The following is a 17,458-nucleotide window of genomic DNA, read 5'->3' as shown; positions in this document are numbered from 1 at the left end:
GACTGAGAACCAGGCAACGGCGTAGGATAGAAAAACGCCCTTTAGCCTGCTCAAGTTGCCGTGGACTACAAGAGTACCCTCAACCTGCCGCAGACTCAGTTTCCCATGCGGGCGGAGGCCGCTAAGAGAGAGCCCGCCATCCAGGCTTTTTGGCAGGAAGAACAGATCTACCAGCGTCTGTCGGAAACCAATCCGGGGGATCCCTTTGTCCTGCACGATGGGCCACCCTATGCCAATGGCGACATCCACATGGGCACCACCCTCAACAAGATCCTCAAGGACATCGTCAACAAGTACCACCTCCTGCGAGGACGCAAGGTGCGCTATGTACCTGGCTGGGACTGCCACGGCCTGCCCATCGAGCTGAAAGTGCTGCAAAGCCTCTCCCCCCAGGAGCGGCAGAGCCTCACCCCCCTGCAACTGCGGCAAAAGGCCAGAGAGTACGCCCTGCACTACGTCGACGTGCAGCGGGCCAGTTTTCAGCGGCTGGGGGTATGGGGAGATTGGGATCGGCCCTACCTGACCCTATCGCCGGAGTACGAGGCGGCCCAGATCGAGGTGTTTGGCCAGATGGTTCTCAAAGGCTACATCTACCGCGGCCTCAAGCCCGTCCACTGGAGCCCCAGCTCCCAGACGGCCCTGGCAGAAGCGGAGCTGGAATATCCCGACAACCACATCTCCCCCAGCATCTACGTGGCTTTTCCCCTGCAAAGCCTCAGCCCGGCGGCACGGCCGGTTTTAGAGCCCTTCCTGCCAGGCCTGCGGGCGGCCATCTGGACGACTACCCCTTGGACGATCCCGGCCAACCTGGCTCTCTGCTTTAACCCCAAGCTTACCTATGCGGTGGTGGAGTCTCCCCGCTTTGGCCTGCTGCTCATTGCCGCCGCTTTGCGGCAGCGGCTGGAAAAAGTCCTGGAGACTCCCTTAGAGGTCAAGGCCACCCTGCCGGGATCCGCTTTGGAATACTGCCAGGGACGCCACCCCCTCTTTGACCGCACTAGCCTCTGTGTTTTGGGAGACTATGTGACCACCGAGTCCGGCACCGGCATTGTCCACACGGCGCCGGGGCATGGGGAAGAAGACTTCAAGACTGGCCAAAAGTACGGCCTGCCCATCCTCAGCCCCGTGGACGAGCAGGGGAAGTTTACCGCAGAAGCCGGCCCCCAGTTTGCCGGGCTAGATGTCCTCTCCAAAGAACCGGAGACCAGCGGCAACCTGGCTGTGATTAAGGCTTTGCAGGCTGCCGGCGCCCTGCTCAAGGAGGAGCCCTACAGCCACAAATACCCCTATGACTGGCGCACCAAAGAACCCACCATCTTCCGGGCCACCGAGCAGTGGTTTGCGTCCGTAGCCGGCTTCCGGGAGCTGGCCCTGCAGGCCATCAAAACCGTGAAGTGGATCCCGCCGGAAGGGGAAAACCGCATCACCGCCATGGTCAAGGAGCGCTCCGACTGGTGCATCTCCCGCCAGCGGGCCTGGGGGGTGCCCATCCCTGTTTTCTATGACGAGGAGACTGGCGAGGCTCTGCTGACTGCCGAAACCATTGACCACATCAAGGCCATCTTTGCCCAAGAGGGATCTGACGCTTGGTGGAAGCGCCCAGTAGAAGAATTGCTGCCGGAGCAGTACCGCCGCAATGGCCGCACCTACCGCAAGGGCACGGACACCATGGATGTTTGGTTTGACTCCGGCTCTTCCTGGGCGGCGGTGGCCCAGGCGCGCGGGTTAGGCTACCCCGTGGATCTCTACCTGGAGGGTTCGGATCAGCACCGAGGTTGGTTCCAGTCCAGCTTGCTGACCTCAGTGGCCGTCAATGGCTGTGCCCCCTACAAGGCGGTGCTCACCCACGGCTTTGTGCTGGACGAAAAGGGCCAGAAGATGAGCAAGTCCTTGGGCAACGTCATCGATCCCCTGGTGCTCATCAACGGCGGCAGCGACCCTCAGACGGATCCCGCCTACGGGGCCGATGTGCTGCGACTGTGGGTTTCCAGCGTGGACTACTCTGGCGACGTGCCCCTGGGCAAGACCATTCTGGGGCAGATGGCAGATGTGTACCGCAAGATCCGCAACACAGCCCGCTTTCTGCTAGGCAACCTCTATGACTTTAACCCGGCCCAGGATGCCGTTCCCTTTGAAGCGTTGACCGAGTTGGATCGCTACCTCCTGCACCGCCTAAAGGAGGTGGGAGAGGAGATCACCGAAGCTTTTGACAGCTATCAGTTCTACCGCTTTTTCCAAGCAGTTCAGAACTTCTGCGTGGTGGATCTCTCCAACTTCTACTTGGACATTGGCAAGGATCGCCTCTACATCAGTCACGCCCGCAGCCTGCGGCGGCGGCAATGTCAGACGGTGCTGTCCCTGGTGCTGGAGAACTTGGCCAAGGCCATCGCCCCAGTGCTTTCCCACCTCGCAGAAGAGATCTGGAGTTACCTGCCCTACCCCAAGCCCACCCGTTCGGTGTTTGAAGGGGGCTGGATGCGACTGCCAGAGCAGTGGCGGGATCCCCAGCTAGCTGCCACTTGGGAAAAGCTGCGGGCAGTGCGGCAGGAGGTGAACAAGGCGCTGGAACAAGCGCGCACCGACAAGCTCATCGGCGCTTCCACCGAAGCCAAGCTCATCCTCAAGGTGGCGGATCCCCACCTGTACGCTCTTCTGGAAGAGCGGGCCGCCGAGCTGCGCTACCTGTTTATCACTTCCCAGGTGGAGCTCATCAAGGCAGAGACTGAGGCGGCGGAGCTGCAGGTTCTCGTTCAGCGGGCAGAGGGCAAAAAGTGCGTGCGCTGCTGGAACTACTCTCCTCGGGTGGGGGAATTTGCCGAACATCCAGAGCTGTGTGAGCGCTGCGTAGCGGCCCTAGCTGGCGAGTTTTGACTACCTAACCAAAGACTGCGGCAGCCGCGAGTCCGACTCTCGCTCCAGGTCGCGGAAGAGAGGCGTACTGAGGTAGCGCTCGCCAAAGCTGGGCTGGATCATCACAATCAGCTTGCCGGCGTTTTCCGGTCGCCGCCCCACCTGGATAGCGGCAGCCAGGGCTGCCCCAGTGGAAATGCCGGAGAGGATCCCTTCTTCTCTGGCCAGGCGGCGGCTGTAGACCATGCTTTCTTCGTCGTCTACGGCAATCACCTCATCCAGGAGATCCCGCCGCAACACCTCCGGCACAAACCCTGCCCCGATGCCCTCGATGCGGTGAAAGCCGGGCCGTCCCCCGCTTAGAACCGCGCTTGCCTTGGGCTCGACGGCCACTAGCCGAATGGAAGGTTTCTTACTCTTGAGAAACTCGCCCGCCCCGGTAATGGTGCCGCCAGTGCCCACCCCCGCTACCAGGATGTCCACCTGGCCATCGGTGTCCTCCCAGATCTCGGGGCCGGTGGTGCGGGCGTGGATTTGGGGGTTGGCCGGATTGGTGAATTGGCCCAGCATGTAGGCATTGGGGGTGCGGCGCACGATCTCTTCCGCCTTCCAAATGGCCTCTCCCATGCCACCGGCGCTGCTGGCTAGATGCACCTCTGCCCCGTAGGCCTTCAACAGCAGCCGCCGCTCCAGGCTCATGCTCTCAGGCATGACAATGATGAGCCGGTAGCCCTTGGCCGCTGCCGCCATAGCTAAGCCAATGCCCGTGTTGCCGGAGGTGGGTTCCACCAAAATGGTCTTGCCGGGGGCAATTAGGCCAGCTTGCTCAGCTGCCTCGATCATGCTGACGGCAATGCGGTCTTTTACCGAGGCTGCCGGGTTGAAGCTCTCCAGTTTAACCACAATCTCCGCCAGGCATCCCTCCGCCTGCGGGATCCGGTTGAGCCGCACCAACGGCGTGCGACCGATGAGTTGGGTGATGTTGTCGGCAATCCTCATGGGCAGGCAACCTCGAAAAGCGGGGCCTTTGTCCGATGCTAACCCTGCAGCGGGAGACATCCAGCGAAGTTTTGAAAAGACTCCAGCCAAGCCCTCTGGGAAAGCCATGATCTAGAGTGAGATCACACCGGAAGGACAGATCCCCTATGCACCTGAGTGAAATCACTCATCCCAACCAGCTCCGCAACCTAAGCCTCAGCCAGTTGCGCAGCTTAGCTCGCCAGATCCGCGAAAAACACTTGCAAACGGCTGCCAACTCTCCCGTCGGCTGTCACCTAGGGCCAGGGTTGGGGGTGGTGGAGCTGACCTTGGCGCTCTACAAAACCCTTGACCTGGATCGCGACAAGGTTATTTGGGATGTGGGGCACCAAGCCTATGCCCACAAAATGCTCACCGGCAGGTATCACAACTTCCACACCATTCGCCAAAAGGGGGGGATCTCCGGCTACCTGAAGCGCAGCGAAAGCCGCTTCGACCACTTTGGGGCCGGCCACGCCTCCACCAGCATCTCGGCAGCCTTGGGTATGGCCATTGCCCGCGACCGGCGGGGGGAAAACTTCAAGGTGGTGGCCATCATCGGGGACGGCGCCCTGACCGGGGGCATGGCCTATGAGGCCATCAACCACGCCGGCCATTTGCCCAAGACCAACCTGATGGTGGTTCTCAACGACAACGGCATGTCGATTTCCCCCAATGTGGGGGCGATCCCGCGCTATTTAAACCGCCTGCGCCTCAGCCCGCCAGTGCAATTTTTGGCCGACAGCCTGGAGGAGCAACTGAAGAACCTGCCTCTAGTTGGCTCCAGTCTCAGCCCCGAAATTGAGCGCATGAAGGAGACGGTGAAGCTGGTTACTGCTGTGCAGAACAACAAGGCCGGCATCATCTTCGAGGAGCTGGGCTTTACCTACGTGGGACCGGTGGACGGGCACAACCTGGCAGAGTTGTTGGATGCTTTTGAGTTGGCCCATGGCCTCTCTGGGCCCGTGCTGGTGCATGTGGCCACCGTCAAGGGCAAAGGCTACCCACCGGCAGAGGCTGAGCAGGTAAGCTATCACGCCCAATCCCGCTTCGACCTGGCCACCGGCAAACCCTATCCCCCCACCAAACCCACTCCCCCCAGCTACAGCAAGGTCTTCGGCCATACCCTTTGCAAACTGGCGGAGCGGGATCCCCGCATCATTGGCATCACGGCAGCTATGGACACCGGCACTGGCCTAGACAAGCTCAAGGAAAAACTGCCGGATCAGTTTGTGGATGTGGGGATCGCGGAGCAGCACGCGGTCACCTTGGCTGCTGGCATGGCCTGTGAGGGGATGCGCCCGGTGGTGGCCATTTACTCCACCTTCCTGCAGCGGGCCTACGACCAGATTATCCACGATGTCTGCCTCCAAAAGCTGCCAGTCTTTTTCTGCTTGGATCGGGCAGGCGTGGTTGGACCTGACGGCGCCACCCACCAGGGCATGTACGACATCGCCTATCTGCGCTGCATCCCCGAGATGGTGCTGATGGCCCCCAAAGACGAAGCGGAACTGCAGCGCATGGTGGTAACCGGGATCCAGTACACCCAAGGACCCATTGCCATGCGCTACCCGCGCGACTCTGGCGTTGGGGTGCCCTTGGCGGAAGATGGCTGGGAGCCCATTCCCATTGGCAAGGCGGAGGTGCTGCGCAGCGGCGGCGATGTGTTAGTCCTGGCCTATGGGTCGATGGTCTATCCCAGCTTGCAGGCCGCGGAGATCCTCAAAGAGCACGGCATCTCCACGACGGTAGTCAATGCCCGCTTTGCCAAGCCCCTGGATACAGAGCTAATCCTGCCCCTAGCCGAACAAAGCCGCCTGGTGGTGACGGTGGAAGAAGGCTGCCTCATGGGCGGGTTTGGCTCGGCAGTGGGGGAAGCCCTCCTGGATGCCGATATCCGGGTGCCTCTTTTGCGCCTGGGGGTGCCAGACATTTGGGTAGAACATGCTACCCGTGAAGAGTCTCTTGCAGACCTTGGCCTCAACAGTGTCGGTATTGCCGAGCGGATCCGAGCCAAGCTTGAGAAGCTGCAGAAGCCAGTGGCCGCAGGATCCCGGGCTACTCTCCTGCAAGACCCATCTGGCGGTTGAACCGGTCCACAGCAGCCTGCTGTAGGGCCTCCACCACTGCCCGCGTTCGCAGGAGAACTTGCACATCTCGCAGCAGGTTATTTCGCCACAGGTTCTCCCGCAGCACCTCTAGCCGGGCATAGCTGGGATCCAAGCGCACGGCTTTGGCCCCCAGTTCTTCCGCCCGCTGGGTTTGGCCGCGAACGTACAGGGCTGTAGCCAGGGCCAGGTAGGGCTCGGCCACCGCCTCGTTCATCTCGATGGTGCGTTCCCAGCGCTCGATGGCCGCCTCCAGATCCCCTTGCTCGTAGTCCACCAGGCCAAGGTTGTTCATAGCAGGCCAGTAGGTGGAATCCAACTCCAAGGTTTTCTCATATTCCCGCCGGGCGGGATCCCATTGGTCGAGCATGAGGTAGGCATTGCCCAGTTGAAAGCGGGCGTTGGGGTTATCCGGCTGCAAGGCAACAGCCCGTTCCAGGGCCTCGGCGGCGGCAAAGTAGCTGCCCTGCCGCAAGTAAGCCACTCCCAGGGAGTAGAGGACATCCCCATCCTGGGGAGCCAGAGCGCGGGCCCTTTGCAGCACCTGCACGGCCTGGGCAGAGTTCCCCAGCTCCAGATAGACGTTGCCCAAAGCGTAGAGCAGCTCGGAAGAGGTGGGCACCATGGCCACGGCCAGTTGCAGGCGGCGCAACGCCTCTTCGGTCTGGCCAAACTGGGCTAGCCGCAGCGCGTTGGTGGCTAGTTGCAGCCCCTGGGCCTGCATCAAGTCCCCATTGGGCAGGGGCACATGGAGCAAGACCTGAGCCCGCGCGGGATCCCCTCCCTCTATCCCCAAGACAAGGGCAAGGCCCACCGGCAAGGCTAGGCAAAACCGGAACGACAGCGACGGCATGATACCCACGCAAAACCAGGCCATGCCCATGTTAGCCGCAATCGCTGTTTGAAATGTCTGCTCTCGCCCCCTTGGCGCTTTATCAGCCCCAGTCGCTACCTGAGCCAGGTTTTGCTGCAGGAAACTAGAGACGTCGCCACCGCCGCCCGGACTGGGCCAGCAGGTCTTCGGCAGCCTTGGGCCCCCAGGTGCCGGCCTCATAGGTGTACAGCGGCGGCGCGGTATCATAGCCAGGTGGCGTCTCCCAGGCCGACAAAACGGGCGTTACCACCCGCCAGGCAGCTTCCACCTCGTCGGCGCGGGTAAACAGGGTGGGATCCCCCAGCAGGCAGTCCAACAGCAGGCGCTCGTAGGCATCTGGCGCGCTCGACCCAAAGGCTGTCCCATAGCGAAAATCCATTTCCACCGAGCGGGTGCGGATCTCCGGCCCGGGCATCTTGGCCTCAAAACGCAAGGAGATGCCCTCGTTGGGCTGGATGCGCAGCACCAGGATGTTGGGGCTCACCTCTCGCGTTGCCGAAGGAAAAAGGGATAGGGGCACCTGCTTAAAGTAGATGGCCACCTCGGAAACCTTCTTGGCTAGGCGCTTGCCCGTGCGCAGGTAAAAGGGCACCCCTTTCCACCGCCAGGTGTCGCATTCCAGCTTCAGGGCGGCATAGGTGGGGGTCTGCGAGTTGGGGTTGACATTGGGCTCTTGGCGATAGCCGGGCACTGGCCTGCCGCCAATCCAGCCGGGACCATACTGGGCCCGCACCGCTGCGGCTGCCACGTTGCGAGTGTCGGCCAGACGGGTGGCCTGCAGCACTTTGGTCTTTTCATTGCGCACCCCATCGCCGCGCAACGAGACGGGCGGCTCCATGGCCGTCAGGCAATAGATCTGCATTAGGTGGTTCTGCACCATGTCCCGCAGGGCGCCGGCAGCGTCGTAGTAGCCGGCCCGATCCTCCACCCCTACCGTTTCCGCTACCGTAATCTGCACATGGTCGATGTAGTTGCGGTTCCAGAGAGGCTCAAAGATGGCGTTGGCAAAGCGGAAGACCAGCAGGTTTTGCACCGTCTCTTTGCCCAGGTAGTGGTCGATGCGGTAGACCTGCTCTTCCTGACAGATGCGCTGCACAAGGCGGTTCAGCTCCTGGGCCGAGGTGAGGTCGTGGCCGAAGGGCTTTTCAATCACCACCCGCGTCCTGGTTGGATCCGCCAGCATCCCCGCTGCCCCCAACTGCTGGAGGGCCTGGGCATAGAAGTCCGGTGCCACCGCCAGGTAAAACACGCGGTTGCCACGGGTGCCCCGCTCTTCGTCCAGTTGGCTGAGAAATTGCTTGAGGCGCAGGTAGCCCTCGGCATCGCCAATATCCAAGCGACAGTAAAACAGGCGGCTGGCAAAGTCTTGCCAGAGGGCTTCTGGCCCCAGATCCTGGGGGGCAAACTCCTTCAGGGCTGCCCGCATCTTGTCCCGATAGGCCTCGTGGCTCCAGTCGCGGCGAGCCACCCCCACCAAGGTAAACTCCGGCGGCAGCCGTCGCTGAACAAAGAGCCGGTAGTAGGCCGGGATCAGCTTGCGGGCCGCCAGATCCCCGGAAGCGCCAAACTGCACCAGAATGCAAGGATCCGGAATGCGCTCTTGGTTGAGGCCAACGCGCAAGGGGTTTTCCGCCAGGGCCACCATAGAGTCGGCTCAGCTTGGGTGGATAGGGAGAGGGGAGCTAGGGCCGCAGAGAACCTTCCAGACAGCGCAGCACCTCTTCCACGTTCTCGCGGCTGCCAATGATGAGGGGCACCCGTTGGTGGAGAGAGTGGGGCACGATGTCCAGGATGGCCTCGGTGCCAGTGGTAGCCACGCCTCCTGCCTGCTCGGCCAAAAACGCCAGCGGGTTGGCCTCGTACATCAGCCGCAGCTTGCCCTCGGGTTTTTGCCGGGTGCCGGGGTAGAGGTATACCCCTCCCTGCAGCAGGATGCGGTGAAAGTCAGCCACCAGAGCGCCGCTGTAGCGGGAGGTATAGCTGCCTTGGCGATGGGCGTAGCGGATGAAGTTTTGGATCCCCTCGCTCCACTGGCAGAAGTAGCCCTCGTTGAGGCTGTAGACGGAGCCACGTTCGGGAATGCGGATGTCGCTTTGGGAGAGGATGAACTCGCCCAAGCTGGGATCCAGCGTAAAGCTATGTACCCCCTTGCCGACGGAATAGACCAGTTGGGTGCTGGGGCCGTAGAGGATATAGCCAGCAGCCAGTTGCCGGCGGCCCGGCTGGAGGAGATCTTGGTGGTCAGCCTCAGGGCGATCCTCCAGGGGCTGAAGGACAGAGAAAATGGAGCCAACGCTGAGGTTGGCCTCGATATTGGAGGAGCCATCTAGGGGATCGACAAGCAGCGCCAGGCGGCTGAGGGAGCAGTTTTCCGGCAGGCGGGCCGGGGTTTTCATCTCTTCTGAGACCAGCCGACAGACTAGCCCTGTCTGCTCCAAAGCGCGGATGAAGGCCCGGTTGGCGTACTCGTCCATCCGCTGCTGTTCTTCCCCTTGGACATTGACGTTGCCGGTTACGCCCAGCGCTCCCTCGATGAGTCCTGCCTGGCTGAGGCGGCGGGCAATCATCTTGCCGGCCAGGGCAATGCGGTTCATCAGAGCACTGAAGTCCTGGGCCTCGGCGGTAAAGCTGCCAAACTGCTGCAAGACATGCCGGGAGAGGGTGAGCACATCCCGCGCCATCTCGCGTTCGGCGCTGCTGGGCATGACCGAGGGAGGAGAGCTAAGAACCATACGAGGCTTCCCCAAAGAAACGCCGAAACCCGGAATCCCTCGCCTCTAGCAAGGACTCTGTCCCGCTGACCCGATGGAGGCTGGGATCCCTTCTACTAGGTAGGCTGGCCGATTCTCGGGGCAGGTGCCGGGAACTTACAGAGTTGCTTCAGATTTGGCTGGCCCTGCCGGGCTTTTGCTTCGGCTGGGCTGGCAAAAACAGGGCTCTCCTCTAGTCCTTGATTCACTAGACAATCAGCCACTTTGTGGCATGACCAACCTCCTGCCTTGACGGAGATGGGCTGAGCGAGTAGGCTTGCGAGTACATCTTTTCTGGGAGGCACTTTGCCTAGGCTAAAGTTGGCTCCGTATGAGCCGGTGTGCCTTATGGGGGCTCGTAGCACCTACCTGCAGCAAGGCCTACGGCCCGCTATCGCGATCGCGGGGAAGTTACGCCTGTGGAGATCCCTCTGGCGGGGTAGTAGAGGTAAACTCTGCCACTAGCTACGGGTCGTGGAAGCAGGGAGAAAGCGTCAACCTGGAGCAAAAGTCCGCTTTTGTCCAGCGTTGTATAAGTCTTTCAGAGCGGTAGGATGGGTTCTACTTATCCCAGCGGGGGCTTGTCGTCCCGCTCTGTTCCATGATGGCCAACCCTCCTTCTCCACTGCGCAGCCAAGTCGTCACCCAGGGAGTGCAGCGCTCTCCCAACCGCGCCATGCTCAGGGCAGTGGGCTTCCGCGATGAGGATTTCGGCAAGCCCATTGTCGGCATCGCCAACGCCCACAGCACCATCACCCCTTGCAACATCGGGATCCAAGCCTTGGCCGAGCGGGCTGAAGCTGCCCTGAGGGAGGCCGGCTGCATGCCTCAAGTCTTCGGCACCATCACCATCAGCGACGGTATTTCCATGGGCACCGAGGGGATGAAATACTCCCTGGTGTCGCGGGAGGTGATTGCCGATTCCATCGAGACGGTGGTCAACGGCCAGAGCATGGATGGTCTCTTGGCCATCGGCGGCTGCGACAAGAACATGCCGGGGGCGATGATCGCCATGGCCCGCCTCAACGTGCCCTCCATCTTCGTCTATGGCGGCACCATCAAGCCCGGCCACTACAATGGCCGCGACCTCACCATTGTCAGCGCCTTTGAAGCGGTAGGGGAGTACAGTGCTGGCCGCATCTCTGAGGAAGAGCTGCTGGCAGTCGAGCGCCACGCCTGCCCCGGTGCCGGATCCTGCGGCGGCATGTACACGGCCAACACCATGTCCAGCGCCTTTGAGGCTATGGGCATGAGCCTGCCCTATTCCTCCACCATGGCGGCAGAGGACGAAGAGAAGGCCGAAAGTGCCGCTCAATCGGCCAAAGTCTTAGCCGAGGCCATCAAAGCTAATATCCGGCCGCGGGACATCATCACCCGCCAGAGCATCGAGAACGCCATTTCGGTCATCATGGCCGTAGGGGGATCCACCAACGCCGTGCTCCACTTCCTGGCCATTGCCCACGCCGCAGAGGTGCCCCTGACGCTGGATGACTTTGAGACCATCCGCGCCCGCGTGCCTGTTCTCTGTGACCTCAAGCCCTCGGGCCGGTTTGTAACCACTGATCTGCACCGGGCCGGCGGGATCCCGCAAGTGATGAAGATCCTGCTCAACCACGGCTTGCTGCACGGCGACTGCCTCACCATCTCTGGACAAACAATTGCCGAAGTCTTGCGGGACGTGCCGGACGAGCCCAGCCCAGATCAAGAGGTGATTCGCCCCTGGCATAGCCCCCTTTACCCCCAAGGGCACATAGCCATCCTCAAAGGCAACCTCGCGCCTGAAGGGGCAGTGGCCAAGATCAGCGGCGTCAAGAATCCGAAGATCACGGGGCCAGCGCGGGTCTTCAACTCGGAAGAGTCCTGTCTGGAGGCTATCCTCGCCGGCCAGATTCGACCAGGGGACGTAGTGGTGATCCGCTACGAGGGCCCTAAGGGCGGCCCTGGCATGCGGGAGATGCTCTCCCCCACTTCGGCCATCATCGGCGCTGGTCTAGGAGATAGCGTGGGGTTGATTACCGATGGCCGCTTCTCTGGCGGCACCTACGGCATGGTGGTGGGCCATGTGGCTCCTGAGGCCTATGTAGGCGGCCCCATTGCCCTTGTGGAAGAAGGGGATCTGATCACTATCGATGCCCCTGCTCGCCTCCTCCACCTGCATGTCAGCGAAGAGGAGCTGGCCAGCCGCCGCGCCCGCTGGGTTCCGCCCGAGCCCCGCTACAAACGAGGTATTCTGGCCAAGTATGCCAAGCTGGTCTCCAGCAGCAGCCTGGGGGCGGTGACCGATCTGAACTTGTGGGATTAGACGAGAGGGGAGTTCGGGCTGCTGGGCTTTCTCCTGGCACTACCCCCTCAAGAGCTCTCGCTGCTCAGCCTGCTGGAGTGAAGGGCCGCCAGCGGCTCCCATTGCCGAGCTTGCTGCTTAAGCCGCTTGATCAACTGCCTGCACACCACCTCGCACAGCTCAAAACAGACGGGATCCGCAATTTGGTAGTAGACACTCACGCCCTTGGGCTCGCGGCTGACGATCCCTGCCTGCGCCAGGATCTTGAGATGTTTAGAAACGTTGGCCTGGCCCATGCCAGTGGCCTCTAGGATTTGGGTGACGTTCTTGGGCCCCGAGCGCAACTGACACAGGATCTGCAGGCGGCTGGGCTCCGCCAAAACCTTGAAGTACTCCGCCACGCTGGTCAGCACTTCTGGCGTCAGGGTCAACTGGCGCTCGTCTTTGCCGCCTTTCGCGAGCTCGTCCCCATCCATAGACCGTCTTGAGGGCTGTGCTGGCTTGATTTTAACACTAAATGGTTATATAGTGTTCCTAGAGGCCCAAGCTATGTTCAGGTCTTTGCCAACAAACAGAAGGGTAACATGCTATTTCGCCAACTGTTCGACGCCGAGACGAGCACTTACACCTACTTAGTTGCAGACCCAAACACCCGCGAGGCCGCGCTGGTGGATCCCGTGTTGGAGCAGGTGGAGCGGGACTTGAAGTTAATTCGAGAGCTGGGTCTGACGTTGAAGTACTGTCTCGAGACCCACGTTCACGCCGACCACATCACCGGCACGGGCAAGCTGCGCGAGTTGACCGGCTGCCGAGGGGTGGTGCCAGCCCAGGCCAAAGCCCAATGTGCCGACCGCTTCATTGGCCACGGGGAAACGCTGCAGGTGGGATCCATCACCATCGAGGCCATCGCCACCCTGGGCCACACCGACAGCCACATGAGCTACCGCGTCCATGGGGATCGCGTTCTCACCGGAGACTCCTTGCTCATTCGCGGCTGTGGGCGCACGGATTTCCAAAGTGGAGATCCCGGCCTGATGTACGACCACGTTACGCAGCACCTGTTTACCCTGCCAGACGAGACGCTGGTCTATCCCGGCCACGACTACCGTGGGCACACCGTCTCCACCATTGGCGAAGAGAAGCGCTGGAACCCCCGCTTTGTGGATCTACAGACGGGCAAGCTGCGTTCGCGGGAGAGCTTCATCGCCTTGATGAATAGCCTCAACCTGCCTCAGCCCAAAAAGATCCAGGAAGCCCTGCCCGCCAACGAGCAGTGCGGCCAAGTGGCAGCAGCGGTTTAGTTGGAGGCTGTAAAGCCTGCTGAGCTAGCTAGACTTCTCTGAGCCGGCTGGTCAGAAGGGGGAGGGTTGAGAGTGGATCCAGAAAGTCTCTATGAGAAGGATTTCTATGCTTGGACTCAGCAACAAGCTCAATTTCTGCGGGAGCGGGCTTGGGAGAAGCTAGACCTGCCCCATTGGATTGAGGAGATGGAATCGTTGGGCAGGCAACAGCGGCAAGAGCTGCGCAACCAGCTGGGGGTTTTGGTGGGGCACCTCCTGAAATGGGAGTATCAGCCGCAGGCTAGATTCGGTAAGCTGGCTTCTCACCCTACAGGTGCAGCGGTAGGAAGTTCTGGATCTGCTGGAGGAAAGCCCAAGCCTGAGGCCCTATTTGCCGGAGGCCATCTCCAAGTCTTACCTGAGGGCGCTCCAGCTAGCCCTGGAAGAGACCAAGCTGCCCAGAAAGACTTTTCCCAAGACGTGTCCTTACGCTCCCGAGCAAATCCTGGATAGCCAGTTTTACCCTGGCGAGCCCAGCAGGTTGCTTGAGGAAGAAGGTTAGTTACCCGGGGAGGAAACCGATGACTGTAGCCCGACAAAATCCTACGCCTTCCGCTCAGCAGGAACGGGATCCCCGTCTCAAGGAGATCGACGCCCTGACCTTAAAGCAGTGGCTGGATCAAGGGCGGGTACAGCTCATCGATGTGCGGGAGCCGGGAGAATATGCCGATGAGCGGATCCCAGGGGCGATCAACATGCCTCTTTCTACCTTTGACCCGGCCAGGGTGCCGGCCTCGACGCCGGAAAAACCGGTAGTGTTGCAGTGTCGCATGGGCAGTCGCTCCATCCGCGCTGCCTGTCAGTTGCTAGACCACGGCTGGCCGGAGGTGCTTAGTCTAAAAGGCGGGATTGAGGCTTGGAAGGCTGCCAAGCTGCCCACCACCCGCACCCGCAACGCGCCCATTTCGCTAATGCGGCAGGTGCAAATTGCGGCGGGATCCCTGGTGCTCACCGGAACCTTGCTGGGAGCCTTTGTCCATCCGGCCTGGCTGGTGTTGAGCGGCTTTGTGGGAGCTGGGCTGGTGTTTGCCGGGATCACCAACACCTGTGGTCTGGCGCTGCTTTTGGCCCGCATGCCCTGGAACCGAGGTCAGGCCCTATGAGCGGGATCCCTTCCCCCCAGAGAATCCTGGCGCGCTACCTGCCCTTTACCAGGGATTCCTTGTGGTGGCTTCGGTATCGGCCAGAGGATCTGCCAGGGGATCTCATGGCCGGACTGGTTACAGCCCTTCTCCTAGTGCCCCAGAGCATGGCCTATGCGCTGCTGGCCGGGCTGCCTCCCCAGACAGGTCTCTACGCCGCTATCCTGCCGGTCATCGCCTACGGCTTTCTAGGATCCAGCCGGGCTTTGTCGGTGGGGCCGGTGGCCATCATCTCCTTGCTGGTGGCATCGGGCTTGGAGCCGCTGGCTGAGCCGAGCAGCCCGGAGTATGGCCGGTTGGCGCTGGGCTTGGCTCTAGAAGCGGGCCTGATCCAGGTAGGGGTAGGGCTACTGCGGCTGGGGTTTTTGGCCAATTTCTTGAGCCGCTCGGTGGTAACGGCCTTTGGCAGCGCCGCAGCCCTAATCATCGCCTTCAGCCAGCTCCGCCATCTGTTGGGGGTGAAGATCGCCAACACCGAGTCCTTCTGGCTGCTGCTGCAACGGCTTTGGCAGAGCCTGGAGGGGGTAAACTGGGTCACTCTGGGGCTGGGGCTGTTGGCCATCACCCTCTTGGTGTACGCCCAGCAGAAGCTCCCCGCTCAACTGCGCCGCTGGGGGATCCCACCCCTCTGGGGCCTACTTCTCACCAAGGGCGCGCCGCTGGGAGCCGTCTTCCTGACCACGCTGCTGGTGTGGGGGTTGAACCTCTCGGAAAGAGCAGGAGTGGCGGTGGTGGGATCCATTCCGGCGGGTTTGCCCCCCCTGACCTTCCCTTGGCTGAGCTGGCCAGAGTGGCGAGCTTTGCTGCCCACAGCCTTGGCCATTAGCTTGGTGGGCTTTACAGAAAGCTATGCGGTAGGTCAGTCGCTGGCCAGCCAGCGGCGGCAGAAAGTGGATCCCAACCAGGATCTAGTGGCCCTGGGGGTGGCCAACCTGGCCGCAGCCACAAGTGGTGGCTACCCCGTAACCGGCGGGATCAGCCGCTCAGTAGTTAACTTTCAGGCCGGGGCCAACAGCGGCCTGGCTTCGGTGGTGACGGGATCCCTGATAGCCCTGGCAGTGAGCTGGCTGATGCCTCTGTTTACCTTCCTGCCCCAGACGACCCTAGCAGCTATTGTGCTGGTGGCAGTGCTGGGACTGGTGGATTTTCACCCCTTGCTGCAGAGCTGGCGCTACGACCGCGGCGATGCCTTGGTTTGGTTGGTTACCTTTGCCAGCGTGCTGGGGATCGGGGTGGAGCCGGGGATTGGGCTGGGAGTGCTGGTGTCTATCCTCCTCTTCCTCTGGCGGGCCAGCCGTCCCCACATCGCCATTGTCGGCCAGGTGCCTGGCACCGAGCACTACCGCAACGTGCTGCGCCATGAGGTGATTACCGATCCGCGCATCCTGGCAGTGCGGGTGGATGAAAGCCTGTTTTTTGCCAACGCCGCCTACCTGCAGGAGTATCTGCTGCAAGAGGTGGCAGCGCGGCCAGCAGTGGAACAGGTGCTGCTGGTGGCCAGCGCCATTAACTTCATCGACGGCAGCGCTTTGGAGGTGCTGACTCAGTTGGTGGAACGTCTGCGCCAAATGGGGGTGGGCTTTGCCCTGGCCGAGGTGAAGGGGCCGGTGATGGATCGCCTCAAAATGGCGGGGTTTGTGGAGAAAGTGGGCGCCGAGCGCTTCTTCTTGTCCACCCACCAGGCGATGCAGGCTCTCAAATCCCAGGTGACCTCTATGCCGGCAGCCGCTTCCGGATGAGCACAATCGGCGTTTGCTCTGCCGCATTGCCCGCCGGGTTCTTGCGCAGAGCCTGCTCCACCAGCTCCCGCTCCACACCTGGGCTGGCCGCCAAGACGTTGACTTCGCCCAGGTCGTTGGCATCCACAATGGCCACCTCGTAGCCGGTCTGGGCGTGGAGCTCGGCCACCAGCTTGGCTGGATCCCGTGGTCCCAAGACAATGAACTGGTCATAGGGGGGCAAGGTGCCGGTGACATCGTCGATGAGATCCGCCTGCTCCCCTGCCAGGGCATAGAACACCCCTGGGATCCCCAGCAGCTTAGCCAGGGATCCCGCCACAAAGGCCCCCAGTACTCGCCAGGCCCCCGAACAGTCAATGAGCGTCTGCATGCCATAGCAGCTTGAGAGACTGGTCTTGGAGGGGAAGAAGTAGCACAGGGTGCGAGCCAGCCAGCCAGGCTGCACCTGCAGGGGATGGCGAAAGTTGCCCTGCACAATGGCTACAGCACTCTCGGAAAGGGCCACGACATCGCCGGGTTGGAAGTGGGGGCCCACGTAGCGACGCAGCACCTCGGCTAAGTCATCGCTGGGGGTGAGCAGATGGGTGGGAATGGCAGCCCAACTCACCGGTCCCTGCTGCTGCCAGCACAGCTCCGCCAAGGGATCCACTTCCTGCAGCGGCAAGATGAGGTGGCTAGTCTTGAGGGTACGCCGCTGCCGCCCGTACTGGACGTAGTCCAGCTCCAGCCAGGCCGAGCGCAAATCTGCCAGTCCTTCCCCCCCTAGTTCAATCTCGACTTCTAGGCCAGTCTGGCTTTGGGGGGTGATGATGTAAGCCTGCCAGTAGTTGTCTTGGCGAGGAGGCAAGTCGGGGTGACGGGAGCGGAGGCGAATTTGGGTATGGATCCCCTCGACAGAGCTGGTGCTGAGCAGATGCAGTCGCGGCTCCACCTGGGCCAAGGTGACCTCAAAAAGGGGGTTGAGATTGCGGGCCACGAAGTCAGCCTGGATGAGCCAGCGGTCGGGGCTGAGGCGGTTGAGGCGCCAGCTCTGCGGCTCCACCACCAAGCAGTCGGCGGGGCGGGTTCTTAGCCAGTACAGCAACGTCCCCCCGCTCAAGAGCAGGCCAGCCGCCACCTGGATCCAGGCCGAGGGATCCCACAGCCAACGCCCGATCCCCCAGAGGCTCAAGAGCATCCCACCCAGTACCCCGGCCACCACACCTCGGCTCACCATCCGGATTGTTGCCATCAGGATCTCACTCCTTCGTTAAGCCCTGCTAAAGCCTCTCCCTTCCTTCAAGTTCGCTCCCTAGACTACAGGTACCGGCCAAGCCCTAGCCCTCCTACCGGGAAGCCGAAAGCAAGCTGTAGCAGA

The 17,458-nt window shown here is 61.6% G+C and carries 13 protein-coding genes and 1 pseudogene; 8 read left to right on the top strand and 6 right to left on the bottom strand.

What is annotated here, in order from left to right:
• Positions 1 to 105 precede the first annotated feature (105 nt).
• Positions 106 to 2,871 (top strand): isoleucine--tRNA ligase, encoded by a 2,766-nt coding sequence (gene ileS / locus NW812_RS03440; protein WP_414394388.1) that lies wholly within the window; start codon positions 106 to 108, stop codon positions 2,869 to 2,871.
• On the opposite strand, the gene cysK is transcribed toward ileS, so the two are convergent.
• Entirely contained in the window at positions 2,872 to 3,849 is a 978-nt protein-coding gene (gene cysK / locus NW812_RS03435) for a cysteine synthase A (RefSeq protein WP_414394080.1), read from the bottom strand.
• 146 nt (positions 3,850 to 3,995) lie between these two features.
• On the opposite strand from cysK, the gene dxs reads away from it, so the two are divergent.
• Positions 3,996 to 5,957, top strand: a complete 1,962-nt coding sequence (gene dxs, locus NW812_RS03430) for a 1-deoxy-D-xylulose-5-phosphate synthase (RefSeq protein WP_414394078.1) — start codon at positions 3,996 to 3,998, stop codon at positions 5,955 to 5,957.
• Here dxs and NW812_RS03425 read toward each other — a convergent pair.
• From NW812_RS03425 to fbp, 3 genes are all read right to left on the bottom strand, one after another.
• Positions 5,926 to 6,852 (bottom strand): tetratricopeptide repeat protein, encoded by a 927-nt coding sequence (locus NW812_RS03425; RefSeq protein WP_414394076.1) that lies wholly within the window; start codon positions 6,850 to 6,852, stop codon positions 5,926 to 5,928. The two genes, dxs and NW812_RS03425, sit on opposite strands and share 32 nt — an antisense overlap.
• 100 nt (positions 6,853 to 6,952) lie before the next feature.
• The gene (zwf, locus tag NW812_RS03420) at positions 6,953 to 8,494 is read right to left on the bottom strand and encodes a glucose-6-phosphate dehydrogenase (protein ID WP_414394074.1); all 1,542 of its coding nucleotides are present in this window, start codon (positions 8,492 to 8,494) and stop codon (positions 6,953 to 6,955) included.
• 37 nt (positions 8,495 to 8,531) lie between these two features.
• Positions 8,532 to 9,530: a class 1 fructose-bisphosphatase gene (gene fbp / locus NW812_RS03415; protein ID WP_414394385.1), complete on the bottom strand. Its 999-nt coding sequence runs from the start codon at positions 9,528 to 9,530 to the stop codon at positions 8,532 to 8,534.
• A gap of 673 nt (positions 9,531 to 10,203) precedes the next feature.
• On the opposite strand from fbp, the gene ilvD reads away from it, so the two are divergent.
• Positions 10,204 to 11,901, top strand: coding sequence for a dihydroxy-acid dehydratase (ilvD, locus tag NW812_RS03410; protein WP_414394382.1), 1,698 nt, complete (start codon positions 10,204 to 10,206; stop codon positions 11,899 to 11,901).
• Positions 11,902 to 11,948: 47 nt separating this feature from the next.
• Here ilvD and NW812_RS03405 read toward each other — a convergent pair whose 3' ends face one another.
• Entirely contained in the window at positions 11,949 to 12,356 is a 408-nt protein-coding gene (locus tag NW812_RS03405; RefSeq protein ID WP_414394072.1) for an ArsR/SmtB family transcription factor, read from the bottom strand.
• A gap of 108 nt (positions 12,357 to 12,464) precedes the next feature.
• On the opposite strand from NW812_RS03405, the gene NW812_RS03400 reads away from it, so the two are divergent.
• The 5 genes and pseudogenes from NW812_RS03400 to NW812_RS03380 all read left to right on the top strand — a co-directional run bounded on the left by NW812_RS03400 (position 12,465) and on the right by NW812_RS03380 (position 16,101).
• The gene (locus NW812_RS03400; protein ID WP_414394071.1) at positions 12,465 to 13,181 is read left to right on the top strand and encodes an MBL fold metallo-hydrolase; all 717 of its coding nucleotides are present in this window, start codon (positions 12,465 to 12,467) and stop codon (positions 13,179 to 13,181) included.
• Between the two features lie 72 nt (positions 13,182 to 13,253).
• Positions 13,254 to 13,409: pseudogene (locus NW812_RS03395) on the top strand (DUF29 family protein); the annotation flags it as partial.
• Positions 13,410 to 13,551: 142 nt separating this feature from the next.
• Entirely contained in the window at positions 13,552 to 13,722 is a 171-nt protein-coding gene (locus NW812_RS03390) for a DUF29 family protein (protein ID WP_414394069.1), read from the top strand.
• A gap of 19 nt (positions 13,723 to 13,741) precedes the next feature.
• Positions 13,742 to 14,323 (top strand): rhodanese-like domain-containing protein, encoded by a 582-nt coding sequence (locus NW812_RS03385; RefSeq protein WP_414394067.1) that lies wholly within the window; start codon positions 13,742 to 13,744, stop codon positions 14,321 to 14,323.
• Positions 14,320 to 16,101 (top strand): SulP family inorganic anion transporter, encoded by a 1,782-nt coding sequence (locus tag NW812_RS03380; RefSeq protein ID WP_414394065.1) that lies wholly within the window; start codon positions 14,320 to 14,322, stop codon positions 16,099 to 16,101. Before NW812_RS03385 ends, NW812_RS03380 begins: the two co-directional genes overlap by 4 nt.
• Here the strand turns inward: NW812_RS03380 and NW812_RS03375 are convergent.
• Positions 16,076 to 17,332: a hypothetical protein gene (locus NW812_RS03375; protein WP_414394063.1), complete on the bottom strand. Its 1,257-nt coding sequence runs from the start codon at positions 17,330 to 17,332 to the stop codon at positions 16,076 to 16,078. The genes NW812_RS03380 and NW812_RS03375 overlap by 26 nt on opposite strands.
• Between the last annotated feature and the right edge of the window lie 126 nt (positions 17,333 to 17,458).

Source organism: Synechococcus sp. O70.2 (genome assembly GCF_047462135.1).
Classification (GTDB): domain Bacteria; phylum Cyanobacteriota; class Cyanobacteriia; order Thermostichales; family Thermostichaceae; genus Thermostichus.
Note: the sequence above shows the minus strand (reverse complement) of the source record. Positions and strands in the feature narration are given on the sequence as shown.

What these genes read in the sequence shown, in the direction of transcription:
- ileS (WP_414394388.1), top strand. Translation starts at nt 106, where the DNA reads ATGCGGGCGGAGGCCGCTAAGAGAGAGCCCGCCATCCAGGCTTTTTGG.
- cysK (WP_414394080.1), bottom strand. Translation starts at nt 3,849, where the DNA reads ATGAGGATTGCCGACAACATCACCCAACTCATCGGTCGCACGCCGTTG.
- dxs (WP_414394078.1), top strand. Translation starts at nt 3,996, where the DNA reads ATGCACCTGAGTGAAATCACTCATCCCAACCAGCTCCGCAACCTAAGC.
- NW812_RS03425 (WP_414394076.1), bottom strand. Translation starts at nt 6,852, where the DNA reads ATGGCCTGGTTTTGCGTGGGTATCATGCCGTCGCTGTCGTTCCGGTTT.
- zwf (WP_414394074.1), bottom strand. Translation starts at nt 8,494, where the DNA reads ATGGTGGCCCTGGCGGAAAACCCCTTGCGCGTTGGCCTCAACCAAGAG.
- fbp (WP_414394385.1), bottom strand. Translation starts at nt 9,530, where the DNA reads ATGGCGCGGGATGTGCTCACCCTCTCCCGGCATGTCTTGCAGCAGTTT.
- ilvD (WP_414394382.1), top strand. Translation starts at nt 10,204, where the DNA reads ATGGCCAACCCTCCTTCTCCACTGCGCAGCCAAGTCGTCACCCAGGGA.
- NW812_RS03405 (WP_414394072.1), bottom strand. Translation starts at nt 12,356, where the DNA reads ATGGATGGGGACGAGCTCGCGAAAGGCGGCAAAGACGAGCGCCAGTTG.
- NW812_RS03400 (WP_414394071.1), top strand. Translation starts at nt 12,465, where the DNA reads ATGCTATTTCGCCAACTGTTCGACGCCGAGACGAGCACTTACACCTAC.
- NW812_RS03385 (WP_414394067.1), top strand. Translation starts at nt 13,742, where the DNA reads ATGACTGTAGCCCGACAAAATCCTACGCCTTCCGCTCAGCAGGAACGG.
- NW812_RS03380 (WP_414394065.1), top strand. Translation starts at nt 14,320, where the DNA reads ATGAGCGGGATCCCTTCCCCCCAGAGAATCCTGGCGCGCTACCTGCCC.
- NW812_RS03375 (WP_414394063.1), bottom strand. Translation starts at nt 17,332, where the DNA reads ATGGCAACAATCCGGATGGTGAGCCGAGGTGTGGTGGCCGGGGTACTG.